The sequence below is a fragment of the Chitinophaga sp. MM2321 genome, from assembly GCF_964033635.1.
GTDB lineage: Bacteria > Bacteroidota > Bacteroidia > Chitinophagales > Chitinophagaceae > Chitinophaga.
In genome coordinates, this window is record NZ_OZ035533.1 from 515,868 (window position 1) to 533,421 (window position 17,554).

A 17,554-nucleotide genomic window follows, 5' to 3' on the forward strand; every position below is an offset into this window, starting at 1 on the left:
TAATTTATTGATTATTAATTATTTGTAATTGGGCAGTCACTGACTGCCCAATTTATATATTGTTATTTTTTAATCCCACTTCGGTCTCCAGCATTTTTGACAAAGTATCCGCATCAGGTAAAATATCTTTCATTTCTTTGGGTACTTCTTTGGAATGTGTATAAGTGCCAACGCTCATGGCGCTATCAATAGATCTGATGGCATAATCAACTACCATATTATCTTTCTCTTTACACAATACAATACCAATGCTGGGATTTTCATGCGGTAATTTCACCATGTCATCCAGTACATTCAGATAAAAATTAAGTTGCCCGGCATACGCAGGTTTGAACTTTTTTCTTTTAAGCTCAATTGCAACAAGACATTGCAGATGACGGTTGAAAAAAAGCAGGTCGACATAAAAGTCCTGCGTATTTATCACTAGTTTGTATTGATTGCCAATGAAGGAATATCCTTTACCCATGCTCATGATGAACTTCCTGATATTATTGACTATTCCGGCCTCGAGTAGGTGCTCATCTTCATCTTCTTCCAATACCACAAAATCCAGCAGGTATTGATCCTTGAAAACTTCTAACGCTTTTGCCTGTATTTTTTCCGGTAAGGTTTTATTGAAGTTATTGGGCATTTTTCCCTGGTGCAGGAAGAGTTGTGCATGAATGTGATGCTCCAGTTGCCGTACAGACCAGAATTGAGTTGCGGCTTCGGAGATGTAGAAGAGGCGTTCGGCTTCTTTTTCACATTTGTTTAATATCAGTATGTGGTGTGTGAAACTGATGCCATAAAAGGAGTGTTGTAATTGGGCCGTCACTGACGGCCCAATTGGGAGAGTACGGTAAGAATCATAAAATTGACGCATGTTCCTCAGGTTCCTGGAAGAGAATCCCTTTAATCCTGGCAGCTCATGTTGGAGATCATTTGCTATTTGATCAATTACAGTTATACCCCAATTTTCTTCAGCCGTTTTTACAGAAATCATCTGTCCCAATTGGAAATAAAGGATCAGTTGCTCCTGATTGGCTAATCTTGAAGCGATGTATCTGCTTCGTATAATACGCTGTTTAATATCAAGTACAAGTTCTTTGTAAGAAATAGTTGTTTCCATTTTATTTAAATTCTAAAATAAAGTGAATAAATTTTTACACAAAAAATCCGAATACTTTTTATATAATTAATTCATTATCAATCATTTATAATTTGGCAGTCACTGACTGCCAAATTATAAATGATGCTTTTTAAATCTTATCGACCTAGAGTGATCATTGCTAATAAATAATTACATCTTTTATGATCTCATATCATTTTGATATGATTAATATTGAAATGAAATCTTTGTTGGTAAAGGGTTATAGGCGGGGCGAAACAATTAAAACGCAAATATATAACGGAGATACCTTAATTATGCTTATCCATTTTATCCATTGTACTTTTCGCTATTCAGTTTCATTCACAAAATGTGAAGGCCTGATTTCCTTGTACGCGAAGCAGCTTTGATCATCTTTATAAAAAAAGCGGAAACACAAGCTCCGCTTATATCTCCGCTATAATAACTATTAAATATCAGTTAGTCTTTCACCACCCTATACACCGGGTATCTTCTGTATTCGGGCTCTGCAAATGGTGAGTTCTTAAATATAAAATTCAGTTGTGCGCTGGCACTATTAGCGAAGGCGGTATCTGTTGTTTTTTTCTTTTCGAGTAATGCCTGTAATGAGGGGTGCGTTTTTAAATATTCAGCGCCGGTATCTTCAAAAACATAGGGAGAATATCCTTCTTTTTGTCCGAGGATGGCGTCAAAAAAGTTCCATGCAAAGTAAGAATCACCTGCTGTAGGTTCCAGTGTTTCCATGAGAAATCGGTTGGCTGTCTGATTCATGGGGATGTAATAATCTCCCCTGCGGAAATGTATAGAATCCTTGCTGCTGGTTACTTTAATATCCGTGTGCAGATAATGTTTTTCGAATGGGGTGGGATACGTTTGAAAGTCTGTAATATGATATGCTGCTACCAGGATGGTGGTATCTTTTTCCAGGCGTTGCATACGGACCTTATTATTTTTCAGCAGATCAATGACTGCCCACCAACCTTGCGGTATAATATACGCTTCGGGTTTATCCACAAAGTTAACCGGATCTGCATGGTTATAAAACCTGACCTGTTTTTCATAAGGCTTGCTGCGATCGTAATAAAGGCGGGGCAATCCGGAAATGGTGCTGGGTTTATGACCAGCTGCAAACCCTTTGAAAGTGATCAGGCTGTATTTGCTCATATCAAAACGCCAGGAGAGCGGGAAACTTTTTTGTGTGATAGCAGCTTGTTTAGCCTGCGCACGTAATTGTTTTATCTGCTCACTATGTTCACTGGTGAATTGTATAAAAGATTGCAGGAGGGCATAGGTTGCTTTTACACGTTGCGGATAAGGTTTTAACATATGTGTTTCCGGTACAAAACCGAAAGTATGAAACAGGGTAGTGTAGCCGGAAGAGTAGCGGGGTACATCAGAAAATTCCACCCAGCCGCTGTCGGGTGTTTCGCCAAAATGGTTCACATAGGGTACGAGGTCGTATCCTTTTGCTTTCATGAGCGTGTATAGTCCGGGTTCAAAGGTATTGTGCATAAATTCACCCATGGCGCCGCCCAGTTTATTGTGCTGCGTACTGAGGAGGGTCATGATATGCTGGTAGTCGGCGCCGTTGCTGACATGGTTATCCACAAATACGTCGGGGTCGGTGAGGTGATAGATTTGTTGAAATGCCCGGGCGTTTCTGGAGTCGGCTTTGATAAAATCGCGGTTGAGGTCCAGGTTCTGTGCATTTCCACGCGAGCCAAAGGCGTCAGGGCCGTTCTGATCAACCCGGTACCAGGGGGAGCGGTTGAGCATGCCACCAATGTTATAAACGGGGATAACGGCTAATATGATGTTATCCGGGAGGGTGATTTTGCCCTGGGCCAGATCGCGCAGCAGCATCATGCTGGCATCAATGCCGTCCGGCTCGCCGGGATGTATACCATTATTTATTAATATAATGCGTTTGTTTTTCTTATGCAGACTATTAAAGTCAAAATCCCGCTGCGGGGAATAAATAACGAGGTGTAAGGGGAATCCGGCGTCTGTAGTGCCTACTTCCAGCATTTTGAGGGATGGGAAGCGGTGGGTGAGCAACTGATAATATTTGATTACTTCGGGGTAGGTGGCGGTTTCCTGGCCGTTTGTTTGCTCAAAGCGGGTGGAGAGGTTTTGTGCCTGGGTAGCGGTGGCGCACAGGAAAGCGATGGCTATCAATAACTTTCTCATAAGGTTATTTAAGATATGAAAGCGACGGGAAAAACAAAAAGCCCTTCCTTTTGGAGGAAGAGCTGTAAATATTGTTACTGAAAAGAATTAAGCTAAAATTGCTACTTTCTTAGCCAGCTTGCTTTTCAGGTTTGCAGCCTTGTTTTTGTGGATAACGTTACGTTTAGCCAGCTTGTCAATCATAGATGCTACATCAGATAATTCCTTTTCCGCTGCCGCTTTCTCAGTTATTGCTTTCAGGTCACGGATGGCATTACGGGTAGTTTTACCGTAGTAACGGTTACGCTCATTACGCTTTCTGCTTTGACGTACGTCTTTTTTCGTTGCTTTATGGTTTGCCATTTTTCAAATTTCAAGTTTCGGACGGCAAAGGTAAGGATTAAGATCTTACAAAACAAGTAAAAAGTTAGTTTTCCGTCGTGCCGTAAAGATAAGCAATTGAAGGGATGTATCTTATCTTTCATCATTAGATTATTTTCTCACTTTTTCCATCCTATGTATCGAAAAACGTGCGATATTTGCACTCCCGTATAGTGTATATCGGGACACCAACAGAAAAGTAATTGAACAGAAGATCAGCAAAACTCGTTGTAAATGAAGGACTTCTCATTTGTCACCAACTCGCATCCGGCATACATTGAATCGTTATACCAGGATTTTGTCAAAGATCCCAATTCCGTAGACCCTGACTGGGTAAAATTTTTTGAAGGATTTGATTTTGCAGTATCCAACACCAACGGAAAAGCTGTAAGTGCAGCCCCCGCAGCAGTAACCAGCGGTGCATTGCCGGTGACAGGCGATCAGCTTGTCAAGGAACTGGGCGTATATCGCCTGATCCAGGCATATCGTAAAAAGGGACATCTGATTGCTAAAACCAATCCTATCCGCGAAAGAAAAGACAGAAGAGCTAACCTGGACCTCCCCAGCTTCGGACTGAGCGATGCTGATCTCAAAACTGAATTTTTTGCCAGCACCACCATCGGACTCGGCAAAGCAACACTGGAAAACATTGTAGCCTACCTGCAAAAAATTTATGCAGGTTCTGTAGGCATCCAATATACTTATATCAACGACCGCATCAAGGCAAAATGGCTGGAAAAGGAATTTGAAGCCGTTATGACCAAGCCGCTGTCGCTGGAACAACGCCGCCGCATTCTGGAAAAGCTGAACCAGGGCGTTATCTTCGAAAAATTCTTACACACCAAATACATCGGTCAGAAACGTTTTGGCCTGGAAGGTGGCGAATCCACCATCCCCGCACTGGATGCCATGATCAACGTAGCCGCTGAATACGGCGTACAGGAATCCGTGATCGGTATGGCACACCGTGGCCGCCTGAGCGTACTGGCTAACATCCTCGGTAAAACATACGAGCAAATCTTCAATGAATTTGAAGGACTGGCCGTTCCTGATATGACCATGGGCAGCGGTGACGTGAAATATCACCTGGGCTTCCGCTCACAGATAACCACGCCCACCGGTAAAGCCGTTAATCTCCAACTGATGCCTAACCCTTCCCACCTGGAAGTGGTAGACCCAGTGGTGATAGGTTTTGCACGCAGTAAGGCGGATGTGAACTACGACAGTGACTATGATAAAATATTGCCTATCCTTATTCACGGTGACGCCGCGTTAGCCGGACAGGGCATTGTGTATGAAGTGGCACAGATGAGCAAACTGAAAGGTTACTACACCGGTGGTACCATTCACTTTGTTATCAACAACCAGATCGGTTTTACCACTGATTTTGATGATGCACGCTCCTCAGACTACTGTACCAGCGTGGCTTCTATTGTACAGGCGCCTGTATTCCATGTGAATGGTGATGATGCGGAAGCTGTGGTAAAAGTATCACAACTGGCTGCCCGTTATCGCCAGGAATTCAATGAAGATATTTATGTAGACATGGTTTGCTACCGTAAACACGGCCATAACGAAGGGGATGAGCCTAAATTTACGCAACCCAGTCTGTATGCATTAATCGATAAACACCCCAACCCGCGTGAAGTATATACCCAGTACCTGCTGAACGACGGTGAATCCGATGCACAGGCATTGGCCAAAGAAATGGAAAAAGGCTTCTGGGATGAATTACAGGCCCGCCTGGATGAAGTAAAACAACATCCGCTGCCTTATTCCAATCAGAAACCCGAAGAATGGTGGCAGGCATTACGCAAGGCCACACCGCAGGATTTTGAATCTTCACCGGCAACAGCTATCAAAGAAGCAGACTTTAAACGCCTGTTCGATGGACTGATGCAATGGCCGGAGAAATTTGTTCCGCTCCGTAAAGTGAGCAAACTGTTGCAGGATAAGATCAAACTGTACCAGGAAGAGGGCAAAGTAGACTGGGCTACCGGCGAATTACTGGCCTATGCCAGTCTCCTGATTGAAGGAAAAGATGTGAGAATGAGTGGAGAAGATGTGAAACGTGGTACTTTCTCTCACCGTCATGCGGTATTGTTTGATGAAAATACCAACGAAACGTACAACCGTCTTACTCATTTCGAGGATAACCAGGGTAAATTCAGGATTTACAACTCTTTACTGAGTGAATATGGTGTATTGGGATTTGAATATGGTTATGCCATGGCTACTCCTAACAGCCTGGTAGTATGGGAAGCGCAGTATGGCGACTTTGTAAACGGTGCGCAAACTGTTACTGACCAGTATATCATCAGTGCAGAACAGAAATGGACAACACAGAACGGACTGGTGATGTTGCTGCCACACGGTTACGAAGGCGGCGGACCGGATCACTCCAATGCCCGCCCGGAACGTTTTCTGCAAACATGTGCCGAAGAAAATATGGTGGTCACCAATATTACAACGGCAGCCAACTTCTTCCACGCGCTGCGCAGGCAGTTGACATGGCAGTTCCGCAAACCGCTGATCAATTTCTCCCCGAAAGCAAACCTGCGTCATGCGGGGTCATATTCTGCCATGGAAGAATTTACGCAGGGAGGATTTAAGGAAGTGCTGGATGATCCGTTCATCGAAGATGTAACCCTGGTGAAAAAGGTACTGTTGTGTACAGGTAAGATGTATTTTGACCTGAGCGATAAACAAGGCAAAGATGATCGTAAAGATGTGGCTATTGTGCGACTGGAACAACTGTATCCGTTACCGGTGAAGCAACTGGAAGCGATTGCGCAGAAATATAAAGGGGCTACTTTTTTCTGGGTACAGGAAGAACCGCTGAACATGGGCGCCGCTGCATATCTGCAGATGAATCTCAAACAGATCAACTACGGTGTTATCAGTCGTAATCCAAGTGCGTCCACTGCTACCGGTTATGCTAAAGTGCATACCCGTGAGCAGCAGCAGATTATTGATACAGCATTTAACATCTAATCGCAAATTATAAACTGAAATAATTGTTACTGGCTTTTAGCTGTTAATAGTTGAAAACTAAAGGCGCAAAGCTGGTAATCACCATCAACTGAATAAATATGGTTATCGAAATCAAAGTCCCTACGGTAGGAGAATCTATTAGCGAGGTAACAATTGCAAAGTGGTTGAAAAAAGACGGAGATTATGTGCAGCAGGATGAAGTGTTGTGTGAGATGGAGTCTGAGAAAGCGACCTTCGAACTGAATGCGGAAAAAGCAGGTACCCTGAAGATTTCTGCGGCCGAAGGCGCCACGCTGAAGATCGGAGAAGTGGCCTGTACTATTGATACAGCTGCTGAAGCCCCGGCCCAGGAAGCCGCCGCACCCGCTGCTGCAGCCGCACCGGTAGCCGCCGCTCCCGAAGCTGCCCCGGTTGCAGCTCCTGCACCCGCAGCCCCCGCTGTCAATAAAGGAACCATTGAAATGAAAGTGCCTACGGTAGGAGAATCTATCAGTGAAGTAACGTTGGTAAAGTGGACAAAGAAAGATGGTGATTATGTAGAACGTGATGAAGTGGTATGTGAACTGGAATCAGAGAAAGCCACTTTTGAGCTGAATGCAGAAGAAGCCGGTGTACTGATCATCGTAGCAAAAGAAGGAGATACTTTAAACATAGGCGATATCGCCTGTAAAATAGATACCAGTGCTGCCAGGCCGGCAGGTACCGCTCCGGCGGCTGCTCCTGCTGCAAAACAGGCACCCGCGGCTCCACAGCCACAACAGGCGCCTGTTACCAGTATTCCCAATGATATCAAAACATCGCCGGTAGCTGCAGCAGTCATCGCTGATAAGCAGGTAGATGCTACCAGTATCAAAGGTTCCGGTGCACATGGCAAGATCATGAAGGACGATGTATATGCTGCCCTGCAAAATCCAGGTGTAGCTATCGGCCAGGAAATGTTTACCCGCCAGGAACGCCGTGAAAAAATGAGCAACCTGCGTAAAACAGTTTCCCGCCGCCTGGTGGAAGCCAAAAATACCACGGCCATGCTGACTACCTTCAATGAGGTAGACATGACCAACATCATGGCGCTGCGTGCCAAATACAAAGAAGTATTCAAGAAGCAACATGAGGTGAACCTGGGCTTTATGAGCTTCTTCACCAAAGCCTGCTGCTTTGCCTTACAGGAATTCCCGACCGTAAATGCCTACATCGATGGAGAAGAACTGGTATATCATGACTTCTGCGATATATCTATTGCCGTATCAGCACCAAAAGGTTTAGTCGTTCCCGTTATCCGCAATGCCGAGAGCCTGGATATGGCCGGTATTGAAAAGAAAGTGGTGGAACTGGCTACCAAAGCGCGCGACAACAAACTGACATTGCCTGAAATGACCGGCGGTACTTTCACCATCACCAATGGTGGTGTATTTGGTTCATTAATGAGCACACCTATCATTAATATCCCGCAGTCGGCTATCCTGGGAATGCACAAAATACAGGAACGTCCTATGGCCGTAAATGGTCAGGTGGTGATCCGTCAGATGATGTACCTGGCATTGAGCTACGATCACCGGATCATTGATGGCCGTGAGTCAGTAAGCTTCCTGGTGAGAGTGAAAGAGATGCTGGAAAATCCTGAGCAACTGTTGTTCGGAAAAGACCCGCTGAAGGCGTTGCTGAAACTCTGATAAAGGGCGTGAAAATATTAGCATACAGCATTACGAATCAGACCACTGATTCGTAATTTTTTTTATTGGGATGCACACAAAGAAAAAGAATACGATATGACGCGTTGGGAGAATTATTTAGCATCAGCAGAAAAAATTATCGGCACTTACCAGGGAAGCCTGCCTTTACATCATTTTCTAAAATCCTTTTTCAAGGAGCATCCTTACATGGGAAGCCGCGACCGGCGCTGGATTTCGCAGCTGGTATATCATTACTTCCGCCTGGGTCACTGGGGTAAGGAACTCCCTTTGCGGGAACGCATTTTAACCGGTACTTTCCTTTGTGAAACACAGTCCAGCGACTGGCTGAATGCCCTGCATCCCGCATGGAATGAGCAGATCCAATTGCCATTGGAAGAAAAAAAAGCCCTGATAGCTGCTCCATTATCACCACAAACTATTTTTCCTTTTACGGATGATTTATCGGAAGAGATAGACGCTTCCGCTTTCGCCTATACTTTTCTGCAACAGCCCCGGTTATTTATCCGTGTGCGGAATAACAGGCTGGATAAGGTATTGCAGCTGCTGGAAAAAGCTACTGTACCGTATGAAGTTTTTGATAATAAAGCAACGGTGGCATTACCCAATGGTACTAAAATAGAAGAGATCGTACCAGAGAAAAGCTGGTATGAAGTGCAGGATGCTTCCAGTCAGCAGACAGGCGAACTATTTCAGCCGGGAAAGCAGGAACGTTGGTGGGATTGCTGCGCTGCCAGTGGCGGAAAATCCATTCTGCTGAAAGATCAGCAACCGGGTGTGCAGCTGTTGGTTAGTGATGTACGCAGGTCTATCCTGGAAAACCTGCAACAACGTTTTGCCGCCGCCGGGATAAAGCATTATGAAGCGCGTGTGGCGGATCTTACTGCCGAGAGTTTTGCGGCTTCCATGGGGGAGCAGCAATTTGACGGCATCATCCTTGATGCGCCCTGTAGTGGCTCCGGCACCTGGGGACGTACACCGGAAAGCCTGACTTTCTTTAAAAGAGAAGAGATCCTCAAATACCAGCAGCTACAAAAAAGTATAGCCCACACCGTTATTCCTTTTGTGAAGAAAGGAGGGGTGCTGATTTATATTACCTGTTCTGTTTTCAGGCAGGAGAATGAGGAAGTGGTGAAGTATATAGAAGAAAACAGCGCCTTGCGCAAACAGGCAGGCGGGGTGATAAAAGGCTACCATACAGGAGCTGATACGATGTATGCAGTGAGGTTTTCGTAGTGAACGCCGTCAAAAAAAGACAGGTGTTTTTCAGGTTTTATCTCTCTTCAGTATTGCCCACATATTAATATCATAATATTTATCTTCCCATAACATCCATTCCCGGAGAAATCCTTCGTGTCTGAATCCGGTTTTTGCCAGTACTTTTTCTGAAGCGGTGTTACCGGGCATTACTTCGGCCTCTATCCGGTTTATGTGCAGTTCCTGGAAGCCATACCGGATGATTTCCTGTATCGCTTCGGTCATGAGGCCCCGGCGTTGCTGGTCATACGCTAATGCATATACGATAACGGCCCTGTTGGCCTGTGGAAAACTATTAAACCCGATGGTACCTATAATGCGTTGCTGGCCTTTCAGTGCGATGCCCCACCGGATGCCGAGTTTATCTTTAAAGCGGCGGTTGAGGTAATCGATGATCTTTGCGGCATCCTGTGCTGAGTCCAATGGGACAACGTTATAAAATTCTGTTACCCGCTTATCGTTAAAAAGCTGGAAAAGATCGATAGCATGTTGTGATGTGAGCCCGATGAGGTCGAGAGCTGGTGTATGTAATACGGGGAATGTTTCCGGTAGTTGCTGCATGTAAGAAAGGGTGAAAAATAAATGTACAAAAAAGGCCGGGAATAACTTCCCAGCCTTTCTTTATGAGGTATAAATTTTTATCAAAGCACTATTGCGCCGCGCTGGATCACACCACCGCCTATTACGTCGTCTCCTTCGTAGAATACAGCTGACTGTCCCGGTGCGATACCTTTTACGTGTTCAAAGAAGTCCACTTTCACTTTACCGTTTTCATGATGAAGGCTGCTGAGTGCACCCGGGTCTTTGTAACGGATCTTGGTGATGGCTTCCATTCCTTCGGGGATGGTGTCGTATTTGCCCATGTTGATGCCGCTGACAAACATTTCATTCTTTTGCAGTTCATCTTCATTGCCCAATACGATGGTATTTGTTTCCGGGATGATTTCTGTCACGAATACCGGGCGTCCAAGGGCGATATCAAGTCCTTTACGCTGACCAATGGTGTAAAAAGGGTAACCTTTGTGTTTACCGATGATCGTGCCGTCTGCCAGCACAAAATTGCCTCCGTTGACCCGCTCTTCCAATCCTTCTACTTTCCGCTTCAGAAATCCGCGGTAATCGTTGTCGGGTACAAAGCAGATCTCATAGCTTTCTGCTTTTTTAGCCAGTTCGGGATACCCGAAGTCAAAAGCCATCTGCCTGATCGCTGTTTTGCGGTATCCACCCAGCGGCAGCATGGTACGGGCGAGCACATCCTGTTGGATGCCCCATAGCACGTAACTCTGGTCTTTTGTTTCGTCAACGCCTTTGCTGATCACCATCCGGCCATTGTCATGCCGGCGGATCTGGCCATAGTGGCCGGTTGCAATAAATTCACAATCCATGGCGTCTGCACGTTTCATCAGTGCACGCCATTTTATATGTGTATTGCAGAGTACACAAGGGTTAGGTGTGCGTCCTGCGATATATTCCTCTACAAAGTTATTGATCACAAAATCCCCGAATTCATCCCGGATATCCAGCACGAAATGCGGAAATCCGTGGTGCACCGCGGCTGCGCGGGCATCATTAAAAGAATCAAGGTTACAGCAGCCGGTTTCCTTTTTACTGGAACCCGCAGCGGCATAATCCCAGGTTTTCATGGTGATCCCCACCACTTCATACCCTTGTTCATGCAACATCAACGCTGTAACGGTACTGTCTATACCACCACTCATGGCTACCAGCACTTTACCATGCTTGCTCATTTAAAAAAGTTTAAGGATGCAAAATTACTGAAATTCCGGCCAACTGCCATCCACACATTATTGATACTGACAATGTGGGGATCGATGCTACCTATAGGATCACCCCTGATTTGACCCTTATTTTTCGTAATTCACACATTCTTTATCCTATTGATACCATTTTAACCTGTTTTGGCCTTTATTTGTCAACATTTGTACAAGCACTATAAAATGTTAATTCTGAAGTATATATTTATCGGATCAAGCACTATTTAGCCTAAATTAGTCGTAATGACACAGATATTAAATAAGGAATACGTATTAAATCAGACAGGTTCCGGCGTTTATGAAAAGTCGTTCAATTTCCCGGAAAAAATTCTGCAATTCGGTACAGGCGTGCTTTTACGCGGCCTGGTAGATTACCTTGTAGACAAGGCCAACCGGAAAAGCTTCTTCGAAGGACGCATTGTTGTAGTGAAATCCACCGATGGAGGTACCAGCGAATTTACTGAACAAGATAACCTTTTCACAACGCACATCAAAGGTGTTGCGCAGGGGGAGATCGTTGACAAATTACTGATAAATTCTTCTATTAGCCGGGTATTGCAATCGAATGCAGAATGGGAAGCCGTATTGGATGCGGTACACCAGCCCTCTCTGCAAATCATCATTTCCAATACTACAGAAGTGGGGATTCAGTATGTGGCAGAAAAGATTTCCGGCGGCACACCGGCTTCTTACCCGGGCAAGTTATTGTCTGTATTATGGGAGCGGTATGAATATTTTCAGGGTAACCCCGATACCGGATTTGTAATTGTACCGACGGAACTGGTAGTCGACAACGGTATATTACTGAAAGACATCGTACTGAAGCTGGCCGCTTATAATGAGATGCCTGCCGCATTTATAAAATGGCTCCATACGGAAAACCATTTTTGTAATTCGCTGGTAGACCGGATTGTACCGGGTAAGCCCCGCAACCTGGCGGAGCAGGAGCAAAAGGTCGGTTATACAGATAAATTATGGATTGAAGTAGAACCCTTCCTTTTATGGGCGATTGAAGGAGATGATTATATCCGTTCTGTACTTTCTTTTTACAGGGGAGATGAACGGATGATGATAAAACCCAGCATTACGCCTTTCCGTGAGCAGAAGCTGCGTATCCTCAATGGCAGCCATACCGTGTCGGTACCACTGGCCTACCTGTCGGGATTAAATACCGTAGCCGAATGCATGGAGGATGATTATATGAACCACTTCTTCCGCGAAGTGATTCTCCAGGAGATCCTGCCTACCATCGAGGAATCCTGCCCGCTGGCGCCTGCCTTTGCAAAGGATGTGCTGGACCGTTTTGCCAATCCTTTTATTGCGCACAAACTCATCAGCATTACTTTCCAGGAAAGTGCTAAAATGAATGCCCGTAATGTACGCACGCTGGTACGTTACTTTGATAAGTATAAAAAATTGCCGGAACATATGTGCCTGGGATTTGCAGCGATGCTGCTGTTCCTGAAACCAACACGTATAGAAGGTGGAAAATATTATGGCAGCCGTGGTACAGAAGAGTATGTGATCACAGATGACAATGCAGGCATCTTTGCGGAGCATTGGAATAATCATACTTCCATCCAGCAACTGGTAGAACATGTTTGCGCGGATGAACGCCTGTGGGAAAGTGATCTGGCCACTATTCCAGGTTTTACGGCGATAGTATCCAGTCATTTGGAGGCATTGCAGCAGGAGGGTGTAAAACAGTTTATGGATCTGATGAAACAAAAAAAATAATCATAGCATATGAAGGGATTTTTGACTGAAGATTTTTTACTGCAAACGGAAACGGCTAAACGATTATACTTTGACTATGCCCGATCCATGCCGGTTATTGATTATCACAATCACCTGCCACCAGATGAAATAGCGCAGGATAAAACGTTTAAGAACCTTACGGAGATATGGCTGAAAGGAGACCATTATAAATGGCGCGCCATGCGTGCCAATGGTGTACCGGAACAATTCATCACCGGCGACGTGGATGATTTTACCAAATTCCGTCATTGGGCAGCTACCACGCCATATACTATGCGCAACCCGCTGTATCATTGGTCGCACATGGAACTGCGTAATCCTTTTGGCATCACGGCGCTGCTGAATGAGCAACATGCAGAAGGGATTTACAACGACTGTAATGCACAACTGCCACACTTCTCCACACAAAAACTGCTGCAACATTTTAAGGTGGATACGTTGTGTACAACGGACGATCCCACTGATTCACTGGAGCATCACCAGGCGATTGCAAACAAGCCTTTCGGTACACGGGTATTGCCTACGTTCCGTCCGGATAAAGCCATGGCCATAGATAATCCTGCCGTATTTAATGCATTCGTCAACAAACTGGCGGAGGTTAGCAATAACAGCATTTCTACTTTCAACGACTTACTGGAGGCGCTTCACAGCCGGCATACCTACTTTCATGAAATGGGTGGCCGCCTGAGTGATCATGGTATCAATACTTTTTATTTTAAACAATATACCCAGCAGGAGCTGGAAAATATTTTTCAGAAAGCAAGGAACAGTCAGCCGGTAAGCGCGCATGAGTATGAACAATTTGCCACTGCTGTGTTGCTGGCAATTTGTGAATGGAACCATGAAAGAGGCTGGGCGCAACAGTTTCACACAGGGGCTATCAGAAATAATAATTCCCGTTTGTTGCAGTTATTAGGGGCAGATGCTGGTGTGGATTCTATCGGCGACTGGCGCATGGCAGAAGCGATGAGCGCCTTTTTTAATACACTTGACAAGAAAGATAAACTGGCCAAAACGATTGTGTATAATCTCAATCCTGCCTATAACGAAGTGTTTGCCACCATGGCAGGTAATTTCCAGGATGGCACGGTGCCGGGAAAAATTCAGTTTGGTTCAGGATGGTGGTTCATGGATCAGAAAGATGGTATGGAAAAGCAGATGAATGCGCTGAGCAATATGGGTTTACTGAGTCGTTTTGTAGGTATGCTGACTGATTCCAGAAGTTTTCTGTCTTATTCCCGGCATGAATATTTTCGTCGTATTTTGTGTAACCTCATCGGTAATGATGTAGAGAAGGGAGAATTACCCAATGATATTCCATGGTTGGGGAAGATGGTACAGGATATTTGTTACTACAATGCTAAAGCTTATTTTGGATTTTAAATGAAGCCGGTAAAAGTTATCACATTCGGAGAAATATTATTGCGCCTGTCGCCTGAGCTGGCGCAAAACACAGCAGCTATTTATGTGGGAGGCGCAGAAGCCAATGTGGCGGCCGCGCTGGCACAGTGGGGCACGGAAGTGGCTTATATCAGCAAGGTGCCTGAAAATGGGTTGTCGAAAGATGTATTGCAGCAGTTAAGTGTCCGCGGTATTCAACTGGACAGGATGTTGTGGGGTGGGGAACGTATAGGCATATATTATCTTGCGCAGGGGAGTGATCTCAAACATGCGGAAGTGGTATATGACCGGAAGTATTCTTCCTTCAGCCAGATAGCACCTGGTACGGTAAACTGGGATGCGTTGCTGGGAGATGCCACCTGGTTGCACTGGAGTGCGCTTACCCCGGGCCTGAATCCGGATGCGGCGCTGGTGTGTAAGGAAGTACTGGAGGCAGCCACGCGCAAAGGGATGATCATCTCTACAGACCTGAATTACCGCAGCAAATTATGGCAGTATGGAAAGCAGCCTGTGGAAGTGATGCCGGAGTTGGTGGCTTATTGTGATATTGTGATGGGTAACCTTTGGGCCGCACATACGATGCTGGGCACTACATTGGACCCGGCGCTGGAAACTGCTACCAAGGAGGTTTACCTGGAACAGGCAGCGAAAGTTGCCGCAGAAATAACGGAAAAGTATACACGTTGCAAACGGGTAGCTTTTACTTTCCGGTTTAGCCAGGCAGCCACGCATAATCAATACTATGCTTTTTACTATCATGATGGACAGGTGAGTGTTTCGCGCGAGTACGAAACAAATGAGGTGGTAGACAGGGTAGGGAGTGGTGATTGCTTTATGGCCGGATTGATACATACACAGTTGCAGGGAAAAGATGATCAGCAGATTATTTCCTATGCCGCTGCCGCCGCTTATTCCAAATTTTTTGTGAAGGGAGATTTTAATACGACCTCCGCTGATGATATTTTAAAACTTATATAAAGAATGGCACCACAACCTGAAATTATTGTAGCGGCATTTGAGCAAAGCGGGATTATCCCCGTTTTTTATCATGATGATGCGGACGTTTGCTGCGAAGTACTACAAGCCTGTTATGACGCAGGTTTGCGGGTATTTGAATTTACCAGCAGGGGCGAAAATGCCCGTAAGAACTTTAGTATCCTGCGCGATAAGAAATTAGTGAAGATGCCGGATCTTTACCTGGGTATCGGTACTATAAAAAATGCGGCAGATGCAGCTGTTTATACAGGATTAGGGGCAGACTTTATTGTGAGCCCGGTTACAGATCCTGCTACGGGTGCTTATTGCAAAACTGAAAATATTCTGTGGATACCCGGTTGTATGACACCAACTGAAATTTCCATCGCAGAAAAGAACGACGCGAAACTGGTGAAATTATTTCCTGGTAATGTGTTGGGACCTGCCTATGTAAAGGCTATCAAGCCGCTGTTTCCACAATTAAAATTTATGCCTACCGGTGGTGTAGAGCCTACCAGCGCCAGTATGGATGCCTGGTTTGATGCCGGTGTAGTGTGTGTTGGAATGGGAAGCAACCTGCTTTCAAAAGCCCTGATCGAAAACAAGGACTGGGCAACGCTGAGAGAGAATATCGTGCAAACGTTTGCATTTCTCAAACCTAAACCGTAACTTAAACCCAGCTTTAATGACTTAAAGCAACTTTATAAATTCCAAATCAACCGCAATGAATTCCACAACTTTAGGTAAGTATCGCTGGCGGGTATGTGCACTCTTATTTGTAGCTACCACAATTAACTATATTGACAGGCAGGTGCTGGGTTTGCTGAAAGGCGATCTTTCACAGGAGTTTAACTGGTCTGAAACGGATTACAGTAACCTGGTCATGGTGTTTTCTGCTGCGTATTCCATCGGGCTGCTTTTTTTCGGCGGACTGGTAGATAAGGTGGGTTCCAAGCTCGGTTACAGCATCTCTATTATTGTCTGGAGCCTTTCTGCGATGGCACATGCATTGGTACGTTCCACACTCGGTTTTGGTATTGTGCGTTCCGTACTGGGCGTTAGTGAAGCGGGCAACTTTCCGGCAGCCATTAAGGCTACGGCGGAGTGGTTTCCTAAAAAGGAACGGGCCCTCGCCACAGGTATTTTCAACAGTGGCTCCAACATTGCCGCAGTAGTAGGTCCCTTAATGGTGTACTGGCTGGCCCGTAACCATGGCTGGCGGCATGCATTCCTCTGGACAGGCGCCATCGGCTTTATATGGCTGATCCTGTGGTGGATTTATTATGAAATACCCAGCCGTCAGAAAAATTTATCCAAAGCAGAATTTGATCATATTCATTCTGACCAGGAAGTAGAAGAAGAAAAACCGAGACCCGTAAAATGGAGCAGGCTCCTGGCGATCAGGCAAACATGGGCTTTTGTTTTTGGTAAATTACTGACAGATCCGGTGTGGTGGTTTTTCCTTTTCTGGTTACCAACTTACCTGGAATCTATTTTCCACGTTGACATGAAATCCAGCCTGGGATTGCCTATCATCATTATCTATTCTGTTACCAGCTTTGGTAGTATTGGTGGTGGCTGGCTGTCTTCTCATCTCATTAAAACCGGCTGGCCTGTATTCAGAGCGCGTAAAGTATCTATGTTGATCTTTGCATTATGTGTAGCTCCTATTATGCTGATCCAGTATACCAATACGCTGTGGATTGCTATCGCATTAATCAGTTTGGCTACTGCTGCACACCAGGCTTGGTCTGCCACTATCTTCACCACTGCTTCGGATATGTTTCCCAAGCGTGCGGTAAGTTCTGTTGTAGGTATCGGCGGTATGGCGGGATCTATTGGTGGTACTTTATTCCCGATAGTGATTGGTACCATGTTGCAACATTACACCGACATGGGTAATATCGGGATCGGGTATAACCTCCTCTTCACCATGTGCGGCTTCGCCTATTTGCTGGCCTGGGGAGTGATGCACCTGTTTGCACCAAAAATGGAACAGGTAAAACTGTAATGATGATGTGTATGATTTAAAAAGATGTAAGCGGATA

Annotated in this window: 13 protein-coding genes; 8 read left to right on the plus strand and 5 right to left on the minus strand. The window is 45.3% G+C overall.

Features of this window, described 5'->3' with window-relative positions:
• Positions 1–52: 52 nt before the first annotated feature.
• The 3 genes from ABQ275_RS02005 to rpsT form a co-directional block, all read right to left on the minus strand.
• Positions 53–1,108: a PDDEXK nuclease domain-containing protein gene (locus tag ABQ275_RS02005; protein ID WP_349316594.1), complete on the minus strand. Its 1,056-nt coding sequence runs from the start codon at positions 1,106–1,108 to the stop codon at positions 53–55.
• Positions 1,109–1,567: 459 nt separating this feature from the next.
• A complete protein-coding gene (locus ABQ275_RS02010; protein WP_349316595.1) occupies positions 1,568–3,298 on the minus strand; it encodes a M14 family metallopeptidase in 1,731 nt (576 codons plus the stop codon).
• An 87-nt stretch (positions 3,299–3,385) separates the two neighbouring features.
• On the minus strand, positions 3,386–3,640 hold the full coding sequence (gene rpsT, locus ABQ275_RS02015; protein WP_349316596.1) for a 30S ribosomal protein S20: 255 nt from the start codon (positions 3,638–3,640) through the stop codon (positions 3,386–3,388).
• A 252-nt stretch (positions 3,641–3,892) separates the two neighbouring features.
• On the opposite strand from rpsT, the gene ABQ275_RS02020 reads away from it, so the two are divergent.
• From ABQ275_RS02020 to ABQ275_RS02030, 3 genes are all read left to right on the plus strand, one after another.
• Positions 3,893–6,652, plus strand: coding sequence for a 2-oxoglutarate dehydrogenase E1 component (locus ABQ275_RS02020; RefSeq protein ID WP_349316597.1), 2,760 nt, complete (start codon positions 3,893–3,895; stop codon positions 6,650–6,652).
• A gap of 98 nt (positions 6,653–6,750) precedes the next feature.
• On the plus strand, positions 6,751–8,322 hold the full coding sequence (gene odhB, locus ABQ275_RS02025; RefSeq protein WP_349316598.1) for a 2-oxoglutarate dehydrogenase complex dihydrolipoyllysine-residue succinyltransferase: 1,572 nt from the start codon (positions 6,751–6,753) through the stop codon (positions 8,320–8,322).
• 96 nt (positions 8,323–8,418) lie between these two features.
• Positions 8,419–9,576, plus strand: coding sequence for an RsmB/NOP family class I SAM-dependent RNA methyltransferase (locus tag ABQ275_RS02030; protein WP_349316599.1), 1,158 nt, complete (start codon positions 8,419–8,421; stop codon positions 9,574–9,576).
• Between the two features lie 30 nt (positions 9,577–9,606).
• Here the strand turns inward: ABQ275_RS02030 and ABQ275_RS02035 are convergent, their stop codons facing one another.
• On the minus strand, positions 9,607–10,158 hold the full coding sequence (locus ABQ275_RS02035; protein WP_349316600.1) for a GNAT family protein: 552 nt from the start codon (positions 10,156–10,158) through the stop codon (positions 9,607–9,609).
• An 80-nt stretch (positions 10,159–10,238) separates the two neighbouring features.
• Positions 10,239–11,345, minus strand: coding sequence for a tRNA 2-thiouridine(34) synthase MnmA (gene mnmA / locus ABQ275_RS02040; RefSeq protein ID WP_349316601.1), 1,107 nt, complete (start codon positions 11,343–11,345; stop codon positions 10,239–10,241).
• Between the two features lie 270 nt (positions 11,346–11,615).
• On the opposite strand from mnmA, the gene ABQ275_RS02045 reads away from it, so the two are divergent.
• Genes ABQ275_RS02045 through ABQ275_RS02065 form a run of 5 tightly spaced genes read left to right on the plus strand, consistent with a single transcriptional unit; the run spans position 11,616 to position 17,517 of the window.
• On the plus strand, positions 11,616–13,109 hold the full coding sequence (locus tag ABQ275_RS02045) for a tagaturonate reductase (RefSeq protein WP_349316602.1): 1,494 nt from the start codon (positions 11,616–11,618) through the stop codon (positions 13,107–13,109).
• Between the two features lie 9 nt (positions 13,110–13,118).
• Positions 13,119–14,513: a glucuronate isomerase gene (gene uxaC / locus ABQ275_RS02050; RefSeq protein ID WP_349316603.1), complete on the plus strand. Its 1,395-nt coding sequence runs from the start codon at positions 13,119–13,121 to the stop codon at positions 14,511–14,513.
• A complete protein-coding gene (locus ABQ275_RS02055; protein ID WP_349316604.1) occupies positions 14,514–15,509 on the plus strand; it encodes a sugar kinase in 996 nt (331 codons plus the stop codon).
• 3 nt (positions 15,510–15,512) lie between these two features.
• The gene (locus tag ABQ275_RS02060; RefSeq protein ID WP_349316605.1) at positions 15,513–16,175 is read left to right on the plus strand and encodes a bifunctional 4-hydroxy-2-oxoglutarate aldolase/2-dehydro-3-deoxy-phosphogluconate aldolase; all 663 of its coding nucleotides are present in this window, start codon (positions 15,513–15,515) and stop codon (positions 16,173–16,175) included.
• Positions 16,176–16,230: 55 nt separating this feature from the next.
• The gene (locus ABQ275_RS02065; protein ID WP_349316606.1) at positions 16,231–17,517 is read left to right on the plus strand and encodes an MFS transporter; all 1,287 of its coding nucleotides are present in this window, start codon (positions 16,231–16,233) and stop codon (positions 17,515–17,517) included.
• The last annotated feature ends 37 nt before the right edge of the window (positions 17,518–17,554 follow it).

Bases quoted from the DNA above. Each gene is read 5' to 3' on its own strand.
- ABQ275_RS02045 (WP_349316602.1), top strand. From the start codon at position 11,616: ATGACACAGATATTAAATAAGGAATACGTATTAAATCAGACAGGTTCC.
- ABQ275_RS02010 (WP_349316595.1), bottom strand. From the start codon at position 3,298: ATGAGAAAGTTATTGATAGCCATCGCTTTCCTGTGCGCCACCGCTACC.
- ABQ275_RS02065 (WP_349316606.1), top strand. From the start codon at position 16,231: ATGAATTCCACAACTTTAGGTAAGTATCGCTGGCGGGTATGTGCACTC.
- ABQ275_RS02020 (WP_349316597.1), top strand. From the start codon at position 3,893: ATGAAGGACTTCTCATTTGTCACCAACTCGCATCCGGCATACATTGAA.
- mnmA (WP_349316601.1), bottom strand. From the start codon at position 11,345: ATGAGCAAGCATGGTAAAGTGCTGGTAGCCATGAGTGGTGGTATAGAC.
- uxaC (WP_349316603.1), top strand. From the start codon at position 13,119: ATGAAGGGATTTTTGACTGAAGATTTTTTACTGCAAACGGAAACGGCT.
- ABQ275_RS02055 (WP_349316604.1), top strand. From the start codon at position 14,514: ATGAAGCCGGTAAAAGTTATCACATTCGGAGAAATATTATTGCGCCTG.
- ABQ275_RS02035 (WP_349316600.1), bottom strand. From the start codon at position 10,158: ATGCAGCAACTACCGGAAACATTCCCCGTATTACATACACCAGCTCTC.
- ABQ275_RS02005 (WP_349316594.1), bottom strand. From the start codon at position 1,108: ATGGAAACAACTATTTCTTACAAAGAACTTGTACTTGATATTAAACAG.
- ABQ275_RS02060 (WP_349316605.1), top strand. From the start codon at position 15,513: ATGGCACCACAACCTGAAATTATTGTAGCGGCATTTGAGCAAAGCGGG.
- odhB (WP_349316598.1), top strand. From the start codon at position 6,751: ATGGTTATCGAAATCAAAGTCCCTACGGTAGGAGAATCTATTAGCGAG.
- ABQ275_RS02030 (WP_349316599.1), top strand. From the start codon at position 8,419: ATGACGCGTTGGGAGAATTATTTAGCATCAGCAGAAAAAATTATCGGC.
- rpsT (WP_349316596.1), bottom strand. From the start codon at position 3,640: ATGGCAAACCATAAAGCAACGAAAAAAGACGTACGTCAAAGCAGAAAG.